General features: G+C 65.9%; 24 protein-coding genes. 23 read left to right on the top strand and 1 reads right to left on the bottom strand.

The window, feature by feature from the left end:
- Positions 1-207 precede the first annotated feature (207 nt).
- The 18 genes from H8S47_RS05505 to H8S47_RS05420 all read left to right on the top strand — a co-directional run bounded on the left by H8S47_RS05505 (position 208) and on the right by H8S47_RS05420 (position 13,944).
- Positions 208-651, top strand: a complete 444-nt coding sequence (locus H8S47_RS05505; RefSeq protein WP_187502906.1) for a hypothetical protein — start codon at positions 208-210, stop codon at positions 649-651.
- A 339-nt stretch (positions 652-990) separates the two neighbouring features.
- Positions 991-1,314 carry a DUF736 domain-containing protein gene (locus tag H8S47_RS05500; protein ID WP_187502918.1) on the top strand — a complete coding sequence of 108 codons (324 nt, stop codon included), beginning with the start codon at positions 991-993 and terminating at the stop codon, positions 1,312-1,314.
- Positions 1,315-1,437: 123 nt separating this feature from the next.
- The gene (locus H8S47_RS05495) at positions 1,438-1,650 is read left to right on the top strand and encodes a helix-turn-helix domain-containing protein (RefSeq protein WP_187502905.1); all 213 of its coding nucleotides are present in this window, start codon (positions 1,438-1,440) and stop codon (positions 1,648-1,650) included.
- 185 nt (positions 1,651-1,835) lie between these two features.
- Complete coding sequence (locus H8S47_RS05490) at positions 1,836-2,099, top strand: DNA -binding domain-containing protein (RefSeq protein WP_187502904.1); 264 nt, start codon at positions 1,836-1,838, stop codon at positions 2,097-2,099.
- 142 nt (positions 2,100-2,241) lie between these two features.
- Positions 2,242-2,457, top strand: a complete 216-nt coding sequence (locus H8S47_RS05485) for a transcriptional regulator domain-containing protein (RefSeq protein WP_187502903.1) — start codon at positions 2,242-2,244, stop codon at positions 2,455-2,457.
- A 10-nt stretch (positions 2,458-2,467) separates the two neighbouring features.
- Positions 2,468-3,025, top strand: a complete 558-nt coding sequence (locus H8S47_RS05480) for a DUF2285 domain-containing protein (RefSeq protein ID WP_413243620.1) — start codon at positions 2,468-2,470, stop codon at positions 3,023-3,025.
- Positions 3,026-3,172: 147 nt separating this feature from the next.
- Positions 3,173-3,439, top strand: coding sequence for a helix-turn-helix transcriptional regulator (locus H8S47_RS05475; RefSeq protein ID WP_187502902.1), 267 nt, complete (start codon positions 3,173-3,175; stop codon positions 3,437-3,439).
- Positions 3,440-3,447: 8 nt separating this feature from the next.
- Positions 3,448-4,311 carry a replication initiator protein A gene (locus H8S47_RS05470; RefSeq protein ID WP_187502901.1) on the top strand — a complete coding sequence of 288 codons (864 nt, stop codon included), beginning with the start codon at positions 3,448-3,450 and terminating at the stop codon, positions 4,309-4,311.
- Between the two features lie 187 nt (positions 4,312-4,498).
- A complete protein-coding gene (parA, locus tag H8S47_RS05465; RefSeq protein ID WP_187502900.1) occupies positions 4,499-5,137 on the top strand; it encodes a ParA family partition ATPase in 639 nt (212 codons plus the stop codon).
- The gene (locus H8S47_RS05460) at positions 5,134-5,382 is read left to right on the top strand and encodes a ribbon-helix-helix protein (RefSeq protein ID WP_187502899.1); all 249 of its coding nucleotides are present in this window, start codon (positions 5,134-5,136) and stop codon (positions 5,380-5,382) included. The genes parA and H8S47_RS05460 overlap by 4 nt, the downstream gene beginning before the upstream one ends.
- Entirely contained in the window at positions 5,379-5,867 is a 489-nt protein-coding gene (locus tag H8S47_RS05455; protein WP_187502898.1) for a DUF2840 domain-containing protein, read from the top strand. Before H8S47_RS05460 ends, H8S47_RS05455 begins: the two co-directional genes overlap by 4 nt.
- Positions 5,864-6,418 (top strand): S26 family signal peptidase, encoded by a 555-nt coding sequence (locus H8S47_RS05450; protein WP_328805433.1) that lies wholly within the window; start codon positions 5,864-5,866, stop codon positions 6,416-6,418. The genes H8S47_RS05455 and H8S47_RS05450 overlap by 4 nt, the downstream gene beginning before the upstream one ends.
- Before the next feature lie 29 nt (positions 6,419-6,447).
- Entirely contained in the window at positions 6,448-6,804 is a 357-nt protein-coding gene (locus tag H8S47_RS05445) for a DUF736 domain-containing protein (protein ID WP_214654953.1), read from the top strand.
- A 2-nt stretch (positions 6,805-6,806) separates the two neighbouring features.
- The gene (locus tag H8S47_RS05440) at positions 6,807-7,523 is read left to right on the top strand and encodes a lytic transglycosylase domain-containing protein (RefSeq protein ID WP_328805432.1); all 717 of its coding nucleotides are present in this window, start codon (positions 6,807-6,809) and stop codon (positions 7,521-7,523) included.
- A 255-nt stretch (positions 7,524-7,778) separates the two neighbouring features.
- The gene (locus H8S47_RS05435; RefSeq protein ID WP_187502896.1) at positions 7,779-9,533 is read left to right on the top strand and encodes a relaxase/mobilization nuclease domain-containing protein; all 1,755 of its coding nucleotides are present in this window, start codon (positions 7,779-7,781) and stop codon (positions 9,531-9,533) included.
- Between the two features lie 109 nt (positions 9,534-9,642).
- Entirely contained in the window at positions 9,643-11,340 is a 1,698-nt protein-coding gene (locus H8S47_RS05430) for a phospholipase D-like domain-containing protein (protein ID WP_187502895.1), read from the top strand.
- 196 nt (positions 11,341-11,536) lie between these two features.
- Positions 11,537-13,513, top strand: a complete 1,977-nt coding sequence (locus H8S47_RS05425; protein WP_187502894.1) for a conjugal transfer protein TraG — start codon at positions 11,537-11,539, stop codon at positions 13,511-13,513.
- Positions 13,510-13,944: a CopG family transcriptional regulator gene (locus tag H8S47_RS05420; RefSeq protein WP_187502893.1), complete on the top strand. Its 435-nt coding sequence runs from the start codon at positions 13,510-13,512 to the stop codon at positions 13,942-13,944. The genes H8S47_RS05425 and H8S47_RS05420 overlap by 4 nt, the downstream gene beginning before the upstream one ends.
- Positions 13,945-13,997: 53 nt before the next feature.
- Here the strand turns inward: H8S47_RS05420 and H8S47_RS05415 are convergent, their stop codons facing one another.
- Entirely contained in the window at positions 13,998-14,162 is a 165-nt protein-coding gene (locus H8S47_RS05415) for a hypothetical protein (protein ID WP_187502892.1), read from the bottom strand.
- A gap of 337 nt (positions 14,163-14,499) precedes the next feature.
- On the opposite strand from H8S47_RS05415, the gene trbB reads away from it, so the two are divergent.
- From trbB to trbJ, 5 genes are read left to right on the top strand one after another with little or no spacing between them, the layout of a single operon-like run.
- Positions 14,500-15,420, top strand: a complete 921-nt coding sequence (gene trbB / locus H8S47_RS05410; protein WP_214654947.1) for a P-type conjugative transfer ATPase TrbB — start codon at positions 14,500-14,502, stop codon at positions 15,418-15,420.
- Positions 15,417-15,773 carry a TrbC/VirB2 family type IV secretion system protein gene (locus tag H8S47_RS05405; protein ID WP_187502890.1) on the top strand — a complete coding sequence of 119 codons (357 nt, stop codon included), beginning with the start codon at positions 15,417-15,419 and terminating at the stop codon, positions 15,771-15,773. Before trbB ends, H8S47_RS05405 begins: the two co-directional genes overlap by 4 nt.
- On the top strand, positions 15,773-16,042 hold the full coding sequence (locus H8S47_RS05400; protein WP_187502889.1) for a VirB3 family type IV secretion system protein: 270 nt from the start codon (positions 15,773-15,775) through the stop codon (positions 16,040-16,042). Before H8S47_RS05405 ends, H8S47_RS05400 begins: the two co-directional genes overlap by 1 nt.
- Positions 16,043-16,047: 5 nt before the next feature.
- Positions 16,048-18,483 (top strand): conjugal transfer protein TrbE, encoded by a 2,436-nt coding sequence (gene trbE / locus H8S47_RS05395; protein ID WP_187502888.1) that lies wholly within the window; start codon positions 16,048-16,050, stop codon positions 18,481-18,483.
- Positions 18,480-19,223, top strand: a complete 744-nt coding sequence (gene trbJ, locus H8S47_RS05390) for a P-type conjugative transfer protein TrbJ (protein WP_187502887.1) — start codon at positions 18,480-18,482, stop codon at positions 19,221-19,223. Before trbE ends, trbJ begins: the two co-directional genes overlap by 4 nt.
- Positions 19,224-19,227: the final 4 nt, after the last annotated feature.

The following is a 19,227-nucleotide window of genomic DNA, read 5'->3' as shown; positions in this document are numbered from 1 at the left end:
CGGAGATGCGACGATGCGCCTGTCTCCGCCTCCCGGCGGCGGCCGCACGGCCCAGGTCGGCGCGGCCGTCAATCGCGGCTCGCCGGGCTTCCGCCCGGCTCGCGATAGTTTGGTCCGAATGGGCGCACATGCTATAGCCAAGGGGCACATTGCGCTGCGGTGGTGGAGGAGAGCGCGTCCTGGAATCCGTTCGTCACGGAGGACGCCATGATCATCGCTCTTCTCTTATCGATCGCCGCAGTCCTGTTCCTGTGCTGGCTGCTTTTCACACTCGCGAGCCTCGCTTTGCCATTCTTCGCGGCACTATTGGTCGGCCTTTGGGCGCACCAGGCCGGAGCCGGGATCGCCGGCGCCCTCGTTGCCGGATTGAGCGCGGGGATCGCCACGCTGGTCGCCGGGCAGCTGGCCTTTATCTTCGTCCGCGCCGCATGGGTGCGCGTGCTCATTGCCCTCATCTTCGCCGTGCCTGCTGCCGTCGCGGGCTATCATGCGGTTCACGGTCTGATGGCGATCGGCATCGCCTCCGAAGGATGGCGGCAGACGTTCGGCGCCGTTGGCGCGGTCGTCATTGGCACGAGCGCCTGGCTTCGGCTCGCCGGAGGCGGCGGGGTCGGGCGGCGTCTCGAGCAATCCTCACAGTTTCAGCGCTGAGCCGGGCCACGCACTATCGCAGGCGAAGGCCGACGATTGTGCCCGATATCGGGGACCGCCAAGGCACCACCGCGTTCGACTTCCGCCGCGAACCGCACCCACACGGCCTCTTTGACGGCTGATCTGTCCGAGACCCGCCTGCGGCTCGCCCGCCTTGCCGCAACGGCGCGGGCCAACTTTCTTCCCCTGATCTGACGATCATTCCTCGCGAGGCAAGAAAGCCGGCTCGCGCCGTCCTCCGCTGCGCTTCGGGCTTACGCTGCGGCGGCGGCCGGTCCCGGCCTCGTGATCGCCATCGAGGCCGCGGTGGGCGCGGTCCGAGACGAAAGGAACTGCATCATGGCGACCATCGGACACTTCACCAAGACGGGCGACGAATTCAAAGGCTCGATCACCACTCTGAGCGTTCAGGCCAAGAGCGTCCGCCTTGTCCCGGAGACGAACAGCACGTCGGACAAGGCTCCCTCCCACCGCCTCTTCGTCGGCGACGCCGATGTCGGCGCGGCCTGGCGGAACGCGGTCAACGGCGACAAGCGGCCGAGCTATCAAGTCAAGCTCGACGATCCGAGCTTCGTCGCTCCGATCTACGCAACCCTGGCGGAGCGCGAGGACGGTGAGTTCGACCTCATCTGGAGCCGCCCCTCGAAACGCCGCGACGACTAAGAGAGTCGATGCCCCGCCCCGGGCAACCGGGCGGGGCATATTTCTGTCAATACGATGATGCACCGATACGATTTTCCAGTATACTGGATGGTAGTATATTGGGTATGCGGTGACCTCCCGTGCATGACATTGCGGGGGATCGTTGCGAACAACTTACGTCGACTGCGCGCCGAGAAGAAGGTGACGCAGGAGGAGTTGGCGGATCGTGCTGGTCTCAATCGTAAATATCCGAGCCTGCTCGAGAACGAGCATTACGCGGCCAGCGTTGACGTACTCGAAAAGCTGGCCATCGCGCTCGATATCGACCCGGTGGAACTCTTCCGCAAAAATAGTTAACGGATTTCTCGCCGGTTCGGATGTTTCTGAGCCCGCCACCGTGCCGATCGCCGCTCGGGGCCGCAACGATTGTCCTCGCCAAGGGAGAAGGCATTCCGCTGGAGGGGACGACATCGGCGTATCGCTACGCGGGCGATCAGGAGCGCCCGTCCGCGTCAGCCAAGCCCATGCGGGATCGTAGCCGAATGACCGAGCTTGCCTTCCAAGACGAGCCGCCGACAGGAAGCACCGTCACCGCTTATGACGAAGGCCACCTCGTCACCTACTTGCGGATTCTCGACGCCACCGCCGAGCAGGCTGACTGGCGCGAGGTCGTGCTCCTGGTGTTCGGCCTTGACCCGGAGCGGGAGCCGGAACGAGCCAGGAGGATCTATGACAGTCACCTTGCCCGCGCCCGCTGGATGACGGAATGCGGGTATCGCGACCTCGTCGGCAAAGGGCGCAGTTGAGTAACAGAATAAAACCCACAAGTAATCACGGGTCAGTTCTACCTGAGAGCGAATAACTCCAGCCAATCGCCGGACCTTCCGCATCATCTCCATCTCGCGATGGTGGATCCTTGGGGGCGTCCATAAAAGGCTGGAGAAACCCGTGTCGAAAGGTAGTGCCTGGCGGTCCTCGTCAACCGCACAAGGCTTTGCAGATCATCAGTATCCCGATTTCGCGCAAGAGTTCCTGCGCCGCAATCCGGACTATCGCCGCGACTATCGGCGGGTCACCCGCCAGGTCGCCGATGGTCGGATGACGGCCACCAACGTGTCGGAGGCCGTCAGCAAATGGGGGTTGGTCTTTCGCCTGCGATCCTGATGCCTCCCCGATCAGCGCGCCGGCTATCTGGCGCCCCGAACTCTATCCCGCGACGCTGCCCCTCGACGCCGCGCCGTCCGATTATGATGATGTGCCGCCGCTGGATGTCACCGGCGCCGGACCAATCCTAGCGGATGGTCCGACGGCCGGCGGCCGACACCTCGTTATCGACGATCCCGATGGCGATCATCGGCTCTGGTTGCGCGCCGCGCCCCGCGTGCCGATGGCGATCGTCCTTCCGCTGGACGATGATTTCGAGCTGCGTGTGGGAGCCGCCGCCCGCCTTGTTCGCCGGCTGCGCGGCCTCAACGGCGGCCCGATGCCGCCGCGCCTCGCCGTGACGGCATTCCAACGGCTGCGCCTCTCATTGCTGCTCAACGTGTTCGACCACCTTGGCGAAGGCGCGAGCAAGCGAGAGATCGCCCGCGACCTCGTCTACCCCGGTCTTGAGCCGGGCTCTGCTGCCGAATGGAAAGCGTCGGCCGAGCGTCGCAGGACACAGCGCCTGTGCGACGAGGCCAGGGCCATGGTGGCCGCAGGCTACCGCCGCCTGCTCCGCGGGCGATGAGCAAAACACCGCCCACGGTCCTCCGTGGGGGGACATTTTCAGGCCCGCTGATTCAGCCGCTCCGGCCACCAGCCGATCCTTCGCCACGATCACCCCTGCATCCCCGCCGGCGCCCGCAAGCGACCGGCGACTTGCAGGAGAACGATCATGCAGCTTGCTGTCGCGGCAATTACGCCGCGCTTCCTCAAGACCCCGGACGCCGCCGTCCATCTCGGCCTCTCGGCCCGCACGCTGGAGAAGCATCGGTGCTTCGGCACCGGGCCGGTATTCCGCAAGCTGGGCGGCCGCATCGTCTATGCGATCGAGGACCTCGACGCCTGGGCGACGCTCGGCACGCGCAATTCGACCAGCGATCCGGGCACGGGCATCGTCTATCCCGCCAAGCGTCGGCCGACCGACGTCGTCCGGCGCTGATCGCGGCGATGACGGCCCAGCCGCTCCCTCGCGCCCAGCTCGATCTGTTCCAGTCGATCCCAGGCGATATCGCCCCGCGCGACGCGCAGGACCTGATGGCGTGGCCGTTCTTCTCGCTCGCCAAGAGCAAGCGCACGGCGCCGATCGACTTCAAGATGGGTGACACCTGGATTTTGGTCGAAGCCACGCTGGAGCACGGCATGGCGACCATCTGGGATGCCGACGTGCTGATCTGGGCGGCAAGCCAGATGGTCGAGGCGCGCGACGCTGGCCGGCCAACCTCGCGACTGATCGCGGCGACGCCGCATGCGATTCTCGCCTTCACCGAACGCGGCACCGGCAAGGCTGCCTACGAGCGCCTGAAGGCCGCCCTCGACCGGTTGCAGTCGACCACCATCGCAACCTCGATCCGACAGCCGCAACAACGCCGGCGCCACCGCTTCTCCTGGATCAACGAATGGAAGGAGCGGCTCGACGAACATGGCCGCCCACTCGGCATCGAGATGATCCTGCCCGATTGGTTCTATGCGGGCGTGCTTGATCAGGCGCTCGTGCTGACCATCGACCGGGCCTATTTCTCGCTGACGGGCGGCCTCGAGCGCTGGCTCTACCGGATCGTGCGCAAGCACGGCGGCAAGCAGAGCGGTGGCTGGTCGTTCGACGTCTCGCACCTACACCTCAAGTCCGGCGTGCTCTCGCCGCTCAAGCAGTTCGCCTTCGACCTGCGCGCCATCGTCGTGAAGCAGCCGCTGCCGGGCTACGTACTCGCCCTCGAACATACCTATGGCCGCGAGCGGCTGAGCTTCACGCCGATCCCCATCGACCCGCTCGATGCGGCTTGGCGGCGCTTCGGCATGCCTGTGGATAAGTGATGACCGCGCTCGGACTATCGTTAACCGCCGGTTTCGGACGATCGTTGACCGGGGACTCGGACTATCGAAAACTCGAATCGCTCGTATCCCCTTGGAATCACAGGCGGATTCGACCCCCTTCTAACTGTGCTAACAAAGAGTCCTTCGGACTCTTGCTAACGGCCGCCCAAATTGTGGACGGACGAACATGATCGTCGCCCTGCTCAATCAGAAGGGCGGCGTCGGCAAAACCACGATCGCCTTGCACCTCGCCGGCCAATGGGCTCGGCAGGGGAGGCGCACGCTGCTGATCGACGCCGATCCGCAAGGCTCGGCGCTCGACTGGTCCCAGCAACGCAGCCATGAACAGCTGCCACGGCTGTTCGGCGTGGTGGGTTTGGCGCGCGATACGCTCCATCGCGAAGCGCCCGAACTGGCGCGCGATGTCGATCATGTCGTCATCGACGGGCCGCCCCGGGTCGCAGGGCTGCTGCGTTCGGCCCTGCTCGCCGCCGACCTGGTGATCATCCCGGTGCAGCCCTCCCCATTGGACGGTTGGGCGTCGGCCGAGATGCTGGCGCTGCTCGCCGAGGCGCGCATGTACCGGCCCGGTCTTACCGCGCGCTTTCTGCTCAATCGCTGCACGGCGCGAACCATCATCGCGCGCGACACGGGCGCTGCGCTGGAGGCCCACGACCCACCACTGCTCTCGACGCGCATCGGCCAGCGTGTCGTCTATGCCGGTTCTGCGCAGACGGGCCGTCTGGCCTTCGAGTGCGCGCCCGAGGGACACGCCGCCGCCGAAATTGCAGCGCTCGCCGCCGAGATCGAGGCGATCCGGCCGTGAGCGGATCCGAAACCCGTCCCGGCTTTACGGCGAGGCCCGGCGCCGCCGAGCGCTGGGTGAAGACGTCCGAGACCGCTCGTCCGCCGTCCGCCGATCAGCACACCGCACGGCTCACGATCGACGTGACACCCGCACTGCGGCGCCGGCTCAAGCTCGTTGCGCTCCAGCGCGGTCAGACCGTCGCCGACATGCTGCGCGCGCTGTTCGAACGCGAATTCCCGCATGACCAAGGAGATGCGCCATGATTGCCGCCGCTGTCCAACCGTCCGTCACACTGACGACGGTCGACCTGTTGTGGATCGAAGGCCGACAAGAACGTTGGCTGCGCTTTGGCCGTGACGTCGGTGACCAGATCGTTGACCGCCGCCGCCGCCTCGTCAGCTTCCGTGCCGGCGCGATCTTCGCGTTCGTCCGATGGGCGTCGAACGATTTCGGCACCGCGCAATCCCGCATCGACATCCTGCGCGCCGTCGGGCCAGGCGAGGCTTATTCGACCGTTCCGTTCGTCGAGCCGGGCGGCGATATCCTGCTGCGCATCCATGGCTGGCCGAAGGTCCAGCGCGTGTTCGCGGCGATCGATGGGGTCGAGACGACCGGCATCGATCCGGTGGATGTCGCCCCCGATTACTGGCGGCATGTCCACAATCGGCTGTCGGTCGGAGACACGCCGCGCGCCTACGGCCGCGACCGTCACGCGGCCTGGCTCTTGCGCCACGCGGTGCAATCGTGACCCGGCGGCGCTGGCTGCAAGTGACGCTCGGCACGGCGGGCGTGATCGCGGTGACCGCGTTCATCAACACGCTGCCGCGGCTGATGTGGAACGCGACCGCGAGCGTTCCGACTGGCCTCTATACGATCAGTCCAGGCGGGGACCGGCGGCTCGGCGAACTGGTCGCCGTATCGCCGCCAGAACCGCTCGCCGGCTTCCTCGCCGACGGCGGCTATCTGCCCAAAGGCGTGCCGCTGCTCAAGCATGTCGCCGCCATGCCGGGCCAGCGTGTCTGCCGCATTGGTGTCGTCGTCACCATCGATGGGCGGCGCGTTGGGCTGGCGCGTGAACAGGATCGCCGCGGTCGCTTGCTGCCGTTCTGGTCCGGCTGCCGCGAGATCACCCCGGGCGAGCTGTTCCTGATGAACCCGGACGCGCCCGACAGTCTCGACGGCCGCTATTTTGGGCCGCTTCCCGCAACTTCCGTTCTCGGTCGAGCGACACCGCTCTGGACCGATCCGCCGCGCCCAAGGTCGCCCAGCGACCGCGCCGCTGCCGATCGACGGCAGTGATTCCCCCAACGCAACGACAGGAGATGACCATGCAAATCGGCGAATTCACACGCACCACCAGCGGCTTTACCGGCCGTGTCACGACGATCACGCTCGACTTCGAACTGGCGCTCCTTCCTGTCGAAGCCAGCGACACCGAAGGCGCGCCGAACTACCGCATCCACCTCGGCTCTGATGGCGAAGGGCCGGAGATCGGCGCGGGTTGGGACCGCACCGGCGAGCGTGCCGGTCCCTATGTCGCGGTGCAGCTGGACTGTCCGTCCTTCGTGCAGCCGCTGCGCGCCAATCTCTTCCGTTCGGGCGCAGATGAGGCTGCGCACCACCTGGTCTGGAACCGCCCGAGCAAGCGCGAAGGCGGCGCGGCCAAGTCCGAAGAGCGGAGCTGATCGTGCGCGGCTATCGTCGCGTGGCTTTCCGCAGCGCCGCGGCCATTGTCATGGTCGTGGCGCTGCATGGATTGCTCCCGATCACCAGTTCGGCAGTCGCTCAAACGGTCGCCGAGTCGCCGCCGCGTGTCGATCCCATCGCCACCCATATCGCCGAAGCCTCGCAGCGGTTCGGCGTTCCGGAAGCCTGGATCTACGCCGTCATGGGGGTCGAATCCGCTGGCGATCTGGACGCCACCTCGGTCAAGGGCGCGATGGGTTTGATGCAGGTCATGCCCGGCACCTACGCCGATCTTCGCGCGCGATATGGCCTGGGACCGAATGCTTACGATCCGCGCGACAACATCCTGGCCGGCACCGCTTATCTACGCGAAATGTACGACCGATACGGCTCGCCTGGCTTTCTCGCCGCCTACAATGCAGGGCCCGGACGATACGAAGCGCATCTCGCCGGCCCACCGTTGCCGCTCGAAACCCGCGCCTATCTCGCGCGTCTTTCGCCGGCAGTGGGCGGCGTCGTGACGGCAAGGTCTATCACAGCGCCCGATCCACTCGCCTGGACGCGCGCGACCCTGTTCGCCGGCCGCTGGAGCGCCGGCGAACCTGCAGTTGAAGCGGCGTCCGGTCCACCATCGGACGCCCTTCCTTCGACGCAGGTCGTGCAACTCGCACGACCAACCAACGGCCTCTTCGTCCCTCTTTCCGGGGATCGGCGCTGATGAGCGGGCAGATCGCAGATTTGCGTAGTCTGGCGAAGGTTGGGCGGCAGAAGGGGATTTTGGGGGCTTTGAAAGGCGGGAAGAGAAGGCGATGGCAAGATAAAAGCGCCGCCGTCGGACGGGGCGCATGTGGTTGGTTAGTAAGGAGAATTTGCGCCGTCTCGCGGATAGGCGAGACGGCGCTTGCCCCCAAAACCGCAGCAAAATCAACGTGCGCCGCGCCGTCGCCGTGTTTCGGTCGGGGGAACTGACCCAATGGAACGGGACGACAGCGAGTTCCGGGTTCGGCCGGGAAAGAGCCGGGACAAGGGAGCGGGCTCGGCTCGGAAAAGCCAAAAGCTCGCCGCCCAGGTCAGGCGGGCGGCGATGCGGGCCGGCTACACGCACCGCGGCGCGGGCGGCAAGCGCAGCAGCGGGACAGGGCATCGCGGCCGGGGCCGGGCGGCGGCCTTCGCCGGGCGACGCGCGCCAGGCCAGCGGCGGGTCGTCATTATGGCCCGTGTGGTGCGTCACACTGGCGCACGGTTCAGGGCGGCGCCGATCGCGCGTCATGTCGCCTATCTCGAGCGCGATGGTGTCACCCGCGACGGCCGCGACGCCGCCATGTTCGATGCCCGGTCGGAGACAGCCGATCGCGACGCCTTCGCCGAACGGTGCGAGGGCGACCGCCATCACTTCCGGTTCATCGTCTCGCCGGAGGATGCAGGCGAAATGCAGGACCTGCGCGCGTTCACCCGCGAGCTGATGACCGACATGGCGCGCGATCTCGGGACCGAGCTCGACTGGGTCGCTGTTGATCACTGGAACACCGACAATCCGCACATCCATGTGCTGGTGCGCGGACGGGCGGCCGACGGCACCGACCTCGTCATCGATCGCGACTATATCAAGGAAGGCATGCGAGGACGCGCCGAGGAGCGCGTGACGCTTGAGCTGGGTCCGCGCAGCGAGCAGGAGATCCATAGGGCGTTGAGTCGCGAAGTCGGTGCGGAGCGCTGGACCAGTCTCGATCGCAGTCTGCAGCGGCACGCCGATGAAGCCAGCGGAATCGTCAATCTCCAGCCAATGCCAGGCGAGACCGACCCGGCTCGCCGGACGCTTATGCTCGGCCGCGCCGCCAAGCTCGAACAGCTCGGCCTGGCGGACCGGATCGGCCCGGCCTGCTGGAACTTGAAGCCGGGGATGGAGCCGACGCTGCGCGACCTCGCCGTGCGCAGCGATATCATCAAGTCGATGCACCGCGCGTTTGCTGATGTGGGACGCATGCCCGATCCGGGCGGGTTCGCACTGCACGGGGATGCGCCGTCCGATCCGGTTCTCGGCCGTCTCGTCGGGCGCGGGTTGCATGACGAGCTGGCGGGCACGGGCTACGCGATAATTGAGGGCGTCGACGGGCGCACGCATCATTTGAGGTTCGGCGACCTCGAGATGACCGGTGACGCCAAACCCGGCGCCATCGTCGAGCTTCGGTCCTGGCAGGACGCCAAGGGCCAGACCCGCCTGTCCCTTGCGACTCGCTCAGATTTACCCATCGAGGCGCAAATTACAGCCAGCGGCGCGACCTGGCTGGACCGCCAGAACGTAGCGCGGGAGCCGGTCGTGACGGGCGCGGCGTTCGGGTCTGAGGTGCGCGACGCGATGGCCGCGCGCGTCGATCATCTGGTCGGCGAAGGTCTCGCGCGCCGGCAGGGTCAGGCCGTCATCTTCGCGCGCGATCTCCTCGACACCTTGGGGCGCCGCGAGTTGGCCGAAGCGGCGCAAACGATCAGCGCTCGGACCGGACTACAACATCGTCCCTCGGCGCCGGGCGAATATGTCACGGGGGCCTATCGCGAGCGGGTCAATCTTTCCTCTGGCCGGTTCGCGATGATCGGCGATGGGCTGGGGTTCCAGCTTGTGCCCTGGCGTCCCGCGCTCGACCAGCATCTCGGCCAGCATGTCACCGGAACGATGACGCCAGGCGGCGGTGTTGACTGGACGATTGGGAGATCGCGTGGCCTTGCGATGTAGCTGCTGAGAGGCACCAAGCCGAAATCGTGTCGCGCGCAAGTCATGGAACGGCGCTATCTCAGGTAGACTAGGAGACGCCCAAGCGAAGAGCGTCGGTGGGGGAACAGCTATGATCGCGCTCAAGGTTTGCTCCAACGCGGACGATGTTCATCTCGTCTGGAACCACGATGCGGATATTCCGCAGTGCCTGGGCTTCGCCATTGAATGCAAGCGGGGGGACAATCCGCCCAAGTACCTCTCCAATCGCGTCGGTTTCGAAGACGATGTGGAGACGGATGCGGACGGCAACCAACTGACGGCGCGGTCGTCCCAGCAGTGGCCGTTTCAACGCTACGACTGGACGGACCATGCCGCGGACCTTGGCGACCAGATCGCGTACCGCATCGTCGCACGGACCGTGGGAGCGGATGGCGAACTCGAGGACGGGCCAGCGAGCGACTGGTCGCCGATGCTGACCTTGAGCGCCGACTGCGGCGACGGCGTCAGCGTTCACTTCAATCGCGGCTATGTGCTTTCCCAGTTCATGGCCCGCTACATGAAGCGAAAGGGGATCACGCTTCAGGAACTCAAGGCGACCGCCGTCGTCGTCAGCGAGCAAGTCGATCGCGAAGCCCGTGCGTTTCTTGGCGGAACGCTGCGCGCGTGCATGCTCGAGATGATGAAGGAGGTTGAGGAGACTGCGGATCTCGAACTTCATGCGGCGCTTTACGAGCTGGATGACGAAGAGCTTATCGATGCCCTGGCCGCGATCGGACCACGCGCGCACATCGTGCTCGCTAACGGCAGCGTCGACGAGCGGGGCGAGGACCAGAATGAGGAAGCCCGGACGACGCTCAACGACGCCGAGTGCGTTGTTCATGACCGGTTTCTCGCGCCTGATGGCTTGGCGCACAACAAATTCGTCGTGATCGGGCGCCGCGCCGGCGACGACTTCATTCCTGAAAAAGTCTGGACCGGAAGCACCAACTGGACCCCCACGGGTCTTTGCACGCAGTTGAACAACGGCATCATGCTGGAGAACGGCGATCTTGCAGCGCACTTCGAAGCGCAATTCTCGCTGCTCGCCGAGGCTGGCGACGACATCACCGACGAACTTCGTGCGTCGAATGACGAACCTCTGCACGGGCTGCCGCTCGGAAGCGCGCTGGTCGACTGCTGGTTCTCTCCCTTCTCAAGCCAAATCGATACCGAGGCGCTGGTCGAACTCGTCAAGGGTGCGAAGCAAGGCATCTTCTTCGTCATGTTCCAGCCCGGCAACGAACCCGTCCGCACATTGCTGGAAATGCAGGCGCAGAAGGACCTCTATGTGCGCGGCGTTGCGACCCGATTTACCGGCGCAGGGCTCGAAGAGTTCAAATTGCTGAAACAAAGCCCCGAGGACTTCTTCCTGGACGCAGCTCAAGCTTCGGGCGTTGGGAAGACAGTGGGCGAGTGGGCGGTAGAGGGCACCGCAGCCGAGTTTCGCCAAAGCATCGGCCACGCGATCACCCATTCCAAGGTGCTGGTGATCGATCCATTTAGCGATGACCCCATCGTGGTCACGGGCTCACACAATTTTTCGAAGTCGGCCAGCGAGAAGAACGACGAGAACTTCCTCGTCATTCGTGGGCATAGCGGCATCGCCATGCACTACGCGATCAATGCGATGCAGACTTATAGCCACTATCGTTGGCGGGCCTATCTCGATGAGGCGGCGCGCGAAAATCGTGATCCCTTCCAGTTCCTGTCGCGCAGTCCGAACTGGCAACGCCGTCGCAAGACGGGTGAGACACGACGCATGCTCGCATTCTGGCTGCCCCAAGATTGACGATCTTGGGCATTGGCCCGCGCGCGGGTGGTGGCTGCGTTACCGACTTCGTAATCAAAGCGTGATCAGCGGCGATCGGCCCCTCTACTCTATCGCCTGTCTTTGCACGCTACGGCGCGATGGCCCGTTCTGCACGTTTGATCGCGCTTGAATTCTAGTCACGCGCAGACCGACATCCTTCCCGAAGGAGAGTCCCGTGTCCGCAACCAAGATCCTCTGGGGCCAGCTGCTCATCGTCGCAATCATTGTCCTGCTGGGCGTGTGGGGAGCGACACAATGGACGGCCGCGGCGCTTGGCTATCAAGCGCAACTCGGACCGCCCTGGTTCATTGTCGGCGACTATCGGCTTTACCCACCGCCAGCCTTCTTCTGGTGGTGGTTTTCCTACGACGCCTATGCGCCCCACATATTCCTGACCAGCAGCTATATCGCCGCGTCTAGCGGCTTCGCCGCCATCATCGTCGCCATCGCAATGTCCGTCTGGCGGGCGCGCGAAGCGAAGAACGCCCAGACCTTCGGCTCCGCGCGTTGGGCCACAATCCGAGAGGCGCGAGTGGCCGGTCTGCTGGGCGACGATGGCGTGGTGCTTGGCAAGCTGGGCGTTCGCTATCTGCGGCACGACGGTCCCGAGCATGTGTTGTGCTTCGCGCCGACCCGCAGCGGCAAGGGCGTCGGCCTGGTTGTGCCATCGCTGTTGACCTGGCCGGGGAGCTGCATCGTACATGACATCAAAGGCGAGAACTGGGGGCTGACGGCCGGCTTTCGCGCGAAGATCGGCCGCGTGCTGCTGTTCGATCCCACCAATGTCGCCTCCGCTGCCTACAATCCGCTGCTCGAGGTTCGCCGCGGAGAATGGGAGGTTCGCGACGTGCAGAACGTCGCCGACGTGCTGGTCGATCCGGAAGGCTCGCTGGAGAAGCGAAACCACTGGGAGAAGACCAGCCACGCCCTGCTGGTCGGCGCGATCCTCCATGTCCTTTATGCCGAAGCCGACAAGACCCTGGCCGGCGTGGCGGCCTTCCTGTCAGACCCGCGCCGCTCGATCGAGGCGACCCTGGCGGCTATGATGTCGACGCCGCATCTGGGTGAAGCCGGCGTCCACCCCGTCGTCGCCTCGGCTGCCCGCGAGTTGCTCAACAAATCAGAGAATGAGCGATCGGGGGTCCTGTCGACCGCCATGTCGTTCCTCGGGCTCTATCGCGATCCCGTCGTCGCTCAGGTCACCCGGCGCTGCGACTGGCGGATCGCCGACCTCGTTGATGGCGCTCGCCCGGTCACGCTCTACCTCGTCGTGCCGCCGTCAGACATCAGTCGCACCAAGCCGCTGATCCGGTTGGTGCTCAACCAGGTCGGCCGCCGCCTGACCGAGGAGCTGACGCCCAAGGCCAAGCGCCATCGGGTCTTGCTGATGCTCGATGAATTCCCGGCGCTCGGCCGCCTCGACTTTTTCGAGTCGGCGCTCGCCTTCATGGCTGGCTACGGGCTGAAGGCGTTTTTGATCGCCCAGAGCCTCAACCAGATCGAGAAGGCCTATGGGCCGAACAACGCCATCCTCGACAACTGCCATGTCCGCGTAAGTTTCGCCACCAACGACGAACGCACGGCCAAACGGGTCTCGGATGCGCTCGGCACCGCGACCGAAATGCGGGCGATGAAGAACTACGCCGGCCACAGGCTATCACCGTGGCTGGGCCATCTGATGGTGTCGCGCTCGGAGACGGCCCGTCAGCTGCTGACGCCCGGCGAGGTGATGCAGCTGCCTCCGACCGATGAGATCGTCATGGTGTCGGGGGTTCAGCCGATCCGCGGCAAGAAGGCCCGCTACTATGAGGATCGTCGGCTGCAGGAGCGGATCATGAAGCCCCCGCAGGTCACTGCACCATCCAAGCCGCCGCGCGACGACTGGAGCGGTCTCGCGCCGATGACCGGTGTCGCGCCGGTTCCAAAAGCCAGCGCCGATCAGGATCTTGCCAATGGCGGCATCCGGCGCGAGCCCGAGCTACAGCGCCATGAGGATATTGCACCGAAGCCGGCGCGACCGCCGCGCGAATTCAGTTTCGGCGACGGCGGCGATGCCGACGCCGACGCGGCGCGGAACCGACGCCTGCAGGACCAAATGGGCAACACAGCACAGCGGGCCTCGCTCGATCCGGGTGACGGAATCCAGATATGACCGCCAACCGGATCAAGCACACCTTTCGGCTGCCGCCCGCCCTGTCATCGCAGCTCGCCGACTACGCCGGGCGCAAACGGATCAGCCAGGCGCAGGTGGTCGAGACGGCGATCGCGTCCTTCCTTTCGCCCGATGGATCGGAGCGGCTTGAAGCCGCGCTGGTCCGCCGGCTCGACCGGCTGTCCCGCCAAGCCGACCGCATCGCCTGGAACATCGATTTGTCGAACGAGGCGCTGGCGCTGTTCGTGCGCTTCTGGCTCACCAACAACGCGCCATTGCCGGACACCGCGCTGGCGGCGGCCCAAGCGATGGGCCGCGAACGCTATCAGGGATTTGTCGAGGCCCTCAGTCGGCGGCTCGAACTGGGCCCGCGGCTCGGCGATGAACTCACCAAGGACGTGGCCGGTGCTGACTCGATCAGCGACGCCTGAGCAAATCCCATCTGAGCACGAACCAGTCGCGCGCAGACTTTTCGGTACAGCCATCAGCCATCCATAAGAAACGGCATCGCCGCCTCAACAGCGGCCTTGGCTTCAGGCAGATAACTCATCCACATCGGCCTGCCTTCGAACTGAGTGTTGTCAGGGATGTTGTTCAACCGACAAAGGGCACGCGCTGCGGCTTCAATGGCCTTGGACACGTCGTACATGGCGGGCACCTCGCTGCATCGGCCGAGACAGCCATACTAAATCTGATCCTGCTCTTGAAGCAGATGCGATTCGCGGGCGACGCGCTGCAACAAACACAGGTCCTGGCTGTGCCGACGAGATCGCACGCGATTTCAGATCGTGACCCGTCAGCTTACCCCGCCGTCTCTTTGTCTTTCTGCGCCACGCTACGATCAGCGCAAACGCTTGTTGCGATTAGCGCTTTTGTGGCTCTCTTAATAACCCCCGGGCGACGGCGCATGTGACGCCGCTGCTCGTGAGGGCCGCCAAGTGAGCATTCATGCAATCCGATCCGAGGCCAGCGCGCGCGGCGCGCGGATGCTTCGCACGGCGCTCGGTCCAGCCATCGCCGGCTGGCTGGAAGATCCCGCCATCGTCGAAGTGATGCTCAATCCGGACGGGCGCCTGTGGGTGGACCGGCTCGGGTCGGGCCTGGCCGACACCGGCGAGATGCTATCGCCTCTGGACGGCGAGCGCATCATACGCCTGGTCGCGCACCACATCGGCGCCGAGGTGCATGCGGGCAGCCCGCGGGTCTCCGCCGAGCTCCCCGAAACCGGCGAACGGTTCGAGGGGCTGCTCCCGCCGGTTGCGGTCGCGCCGACCTTCGCCATCCGCAAGCCCGCTGTCGCGGTGTTCACGCTCGACGACTATGTCGCGGCGGGCATCATGTCGGAGGGCCATGCCGAACTGCTCCGCCAGGCCGTCGTCGACCGCAAGAACATCCTCGTCGCCGGCGGCACATCGACGGGCAAGACCACGCTCACCAATGCACTCTTGGCCGAAGTCGCCAAGACATCCGACCGCGTCGTCCTGATCGAGGATACGCGCGAACTACAATGCGCCGCGCCGAACCTCGTCGCCCTGCGCACCAAGGACGGCGTCGCCTCCTTGTCCGATCTGGTCCGCTCCTCGTTGCGCCTGCGCCCCGATCGCATCCCCATCGGCGAGGTGCGCGGCGCCGAGGCGCTCGACCTGCTCAAGGCGTGGGGCACCGGTCATCCCGGCGGCATCGGCACCATCCACGCCGGCTCGGCGCTCGGCGCGCTGCGCCGGATGGAGCAACTCATTCAGGAGGCGGTCGTCACCGTGCCGCGCGCGCTGATCGCTGAAACCATCAACCTTATCGCCGTTCTCTCGGGACGCGGTTCCGAGCGCCGGCTCGCCGAACTCGCCCAGGTCGACGGGCTCGACGCCCGCGGCGACTTTTTCCTCAACCCCCATGGAGATGCATCATGACCCCTGTCTGGACAGCGTGCCGGCGCGGCCTTCCGGTCTTGTCCTTGAACCAGCTTCGGCTCGCCGGCACCGCCGCGGTCATGGCGCTGCTCTACGCGGCCCCCGCGCGCGCCGCCGGCTCCTCGATGCCGTGGGAAGCGCCGCTGCAGAGCATCCTGGAATCGATCGAAGGGCCGGTGGCCAAGATCATCGCCGTGATGATCATCATCATCACCGGTCTGACCCTTGCGTTCGGCGACACCTCGGGCGGCGCGCGCAAGCTGATCCAGATTGTCTTCGGCCTGTCGATCACGTTCGCCGCCAGTTCCTTCTTCCTGAGCTTCTTCAGCTTCGGCGGCGGGGCGCTGGTCTGATGGAAAATGGCGAGACGATCCCCGGCTATATGGCCCCGGTTCACCGTGCGCTGACCGAGCCGATCCTGCTCGGCGGCGCGCCGCGGTCCATCGCCATCGTCAACGGGACGCTCGCCGGCGCGATCGGGCTGGGGCTGCGGCTGTGGATCGCCGGCCTGGCCATCTGGGCGATCGGCCATCTGCTCGCGGTCTGGGCGGCGCGGCGCGACGCCCAGTTCGTCGACGTCGCCCGCCGCCACCTCCGCTACCCCAACTGGATGCGGGTCTGATCGTCATGATGAGCTTGCGCGAATATCGCGGCAACGCCGCGTCGCTCCCCGACTTCCTGCCCTGGGCGGGGCTCGTCGCCGACGGCGTCGTCCTCAACAAGGACGGCTCGCTACAGCGAACCGCGCGCTTTCGTGGCCCCGATCTTGATTCCGCCACGCCCGCTGAACTGGTCGCGACGACCGCGCGCCTCAATGGCGCGTTGCGCCGTCTCGGCTCGGGTTGGGCGGTCTTCGTCGAGGCGCAGCGCGTGCCGGCGCTGACCTACCCCAACAGCGTCTTCCCCGATCCCGTCTCCGCCCTGGTCGACCGTGAACGCCGCGAGCAGTTCAAGGAGGAAGGCGCCCATTTCGAAAGCGGCTATTATCTGACGCTGCTGTGGATGCCGCCCGCCGAGGACGCCACACGCGCCGAGGGCTGGCTCTATGAGGGCCGCGCGCGCACCGGGGTCGATCCATGGGAGCAGGTCAAGAGCTTCACGGATCGGTCCGACCGGCTGGTGCAGTTGCTGGAAGGCTTCGTGCCCGAGATCGAATGGCTGGACGACGCCGAGACCCTGACCTATCTCCATTCGACGGTCTCGACCAAGCGCCAGCGCGTGCGCGTGCCCGAGACGCCGATGCACCTCGATGCGCTGCTGGCCGACGAACCGCTTACCGGCGGACTCGAGCCACGCCTTGGCTCAGCCTATCTGCGCACGCTGACCATCTTCGGCTTCCCGACAGCGACATTCCCTGGCTTGCTCGACGAACTCAACCGGTTGGCCTTCCCCTACCGCTGGGCGACCCGCGCGGTGATGCTCGACAAGACTGACGCGACCAAGCTCCTCTCGCGCATCCGCCGGCAATGGTTCGCCAAGCGCAAGTCGGTCGCCGCCATCCTCAAGGAGGTGATGACGAACGAGGCGTCGGCGCTGGTCGACAATGACGCCTCGAACAAGGCGGCCGACGCCGACCTGGCGCTGCAGGAACTGGGCTCGGACCTGATCGGCCAGGCCTATGTCACCGCCACGGTGACGGTCTGGGACCGCGATCCCAATATCGCCGCCGAAAAGCTGCGGCTGGTCGAGAAGGTCATCCAGGGCCGCGACTTCACCGTGATCGCGGAAGGCATGAATGCGGTGGAAGCCTGGCTCGGCAGCTTGCCCGGCCATGTCTATGCCAATGTCCGGCAGCCGCCGGTTTCCACCCTCAATCTCGCCCATATGATTCCGCTTTCGGCGGTATGGGCGGGGCCGGAACGGGACGAGCATTTCGGGCAGCCCCCCTTGCTGTATGGCAAGACCGAAGGCTCGACCCCGTTCCGGTTCTCTCTTCACGTCGGCGACGTCGGCCACACGCTCGTCGTCGGCCCGACCGGCGCCGGCAAGTCGGTGCTGCTGGCGCTGATGGCGCTGCAGTTTCGCCGCTACGAGGGCGCGCAGATCTTCGCCTTTGACTTCGGCGGCTCGATCCGCGCCGCCGCCATCGCCTGCGGCGGCGACTGGCAGGATCTCGGTAGCAGCCTCGACGAGGGCGCCGGTGACGGCGTCCAGCTTCAACCGCTGGCCCGCATCGACGACCCGGCCGAACGCGCCTGGGCCGCCGAGTGGCTGGCCGCGATCCTGGCCGGCGAAGGGCTTCCCGTCGATCCGGCCGCTAAGGAGCATCTCTGGTCGGCGCTGACTTCGCTGGCTTCCGCACCTGTGGCCGAACGCACGCTGACGGGCCTCGCCCTCCTCCTCCAGTCGCAGCCCCTAAAACAGGCGCTGCAGCCCTATTGCGTCGGCGGACCCTGGGGCCGGCTGCTCGATGCCGAGTCCGAGCGGCTCGGGGACGCCGACCTCCAGGCCTTTGAGACCGAGGGGCTTGTCGGCGCCGGCTCGGCGGCCGCCGTGCTGTCCTACCTGTTCCACCGGATCGAAGGCCGGCTCGATGGATCGCCGACCCTCATTATCATCGACGAGGGCTGGCTTGTCCTCGACAGCCCCGCCTTCACCGCGCAGCTGCGCGAATGGCTCAAGACGCTGCGCAAGAAGAACGCCAGCGTGGTGTTCGCCACCCAGAGCCTGGCCGATATCGAGACCAGCACCATCGCGCCCGCTATCATCGAAAGCTGCCCGACCCGCCTGTTCTTGCCGAATGAGCGGGCGTTCGAACCACAGATCGCGGCCATCTACCGCCGGTTCGGATTGAACGACCGGCAGATCGAGATCCTCAGCCGGGCGACGCCCAAGCGCGACTATTATTGCCAGTCGCGGCCCGGCAACCGGCTGTTCGAGCTGGGCCTCGGCGAAGTGGCGATGGCCTTCGTCGCCGCGTCCGCCAAATCCGATCAAACCCGCATCGCCGAACTTGTCGGCGAGCATGGCCGCGACCGTTTCGCGGCCGCCTGGCTGCGCGCGCGCGGAGCCGGCTGGGCGGCCGATCTCCTCCCTTCCGCGCAAGAGGAACCAACCCCATGAAGCCCCATATCCTTCGCCGCACGCTGCTCGCGGCCGCCGCCGCCTTGTCGGTCGCGACCGTCTCAGCGCCCGCCCAAGCGCAGTTCAGCGGCATCGTCTACGATCCGACCAACTATGCGCAGAACGTGCTCTCGGCCGCCCGCGCACTGGAGCAGATCAACAACCAAATCCAGTCGCTGCAGAATGAAGCGACCTCGCTCATTAACCAGGGGCGTAACTTGACCTCGCTGCCGCTCAATCAGCTCTCGGAGTTGCAGGGCCAGTTCCAGCGTACACAACAGCTGCTCGGCCAGGCGCAGCGGCTTGCCTACGATGTCCAACAGGTCGACCAGCTTTTCGAGCAGAAATACCGCGGGACCAATCTGACCGGATCGGACCGGGCATTGGTCGACGACGCCAAGAGCCGCTGGCAGAACAGTGTCGCCGCATTCGAGGATGCGTTGAAGGTCCAGGCGGGCGTGGTCGGCAATATCGACGGGTCGCGCCAGACGATGGACCGGCTCGTCACCGCCAGTCAGTCCGCCGACGGCGCGCTGCAGGCCGCGCAGGCGGGAAACCAACTCATCGCCCTGCAATCGCGGCAACTCGCCGACCTCACCGCGCTGGTCGCGGCGCAGGGGCGGGCGCAATCGCTCGACATGGCCCAGCGCGCAGCCGCCCAGGCGCAGGAACAGCTGCGCCGCTTCCTGATACCGCGCACCGGCTATGTGCCCGGCAACGCGCGCATGTTCCACGACTGATCCG

The organism is Sphingomonas albertensis, assembly GCF_014358075.1.
Classification (GTDB): Bacteria; Pseudomonadota; Alphaproteobacteria; order Sphingomonadales; family Sphingomonadaceae; genus Sphingomonas; species Sphingomonas albertensis.
The sequence above is the reverse complement of the archived record's forward strand: the minus strand, read 5'-3'. Positions and strand labels throughout refer to the sequence as shown.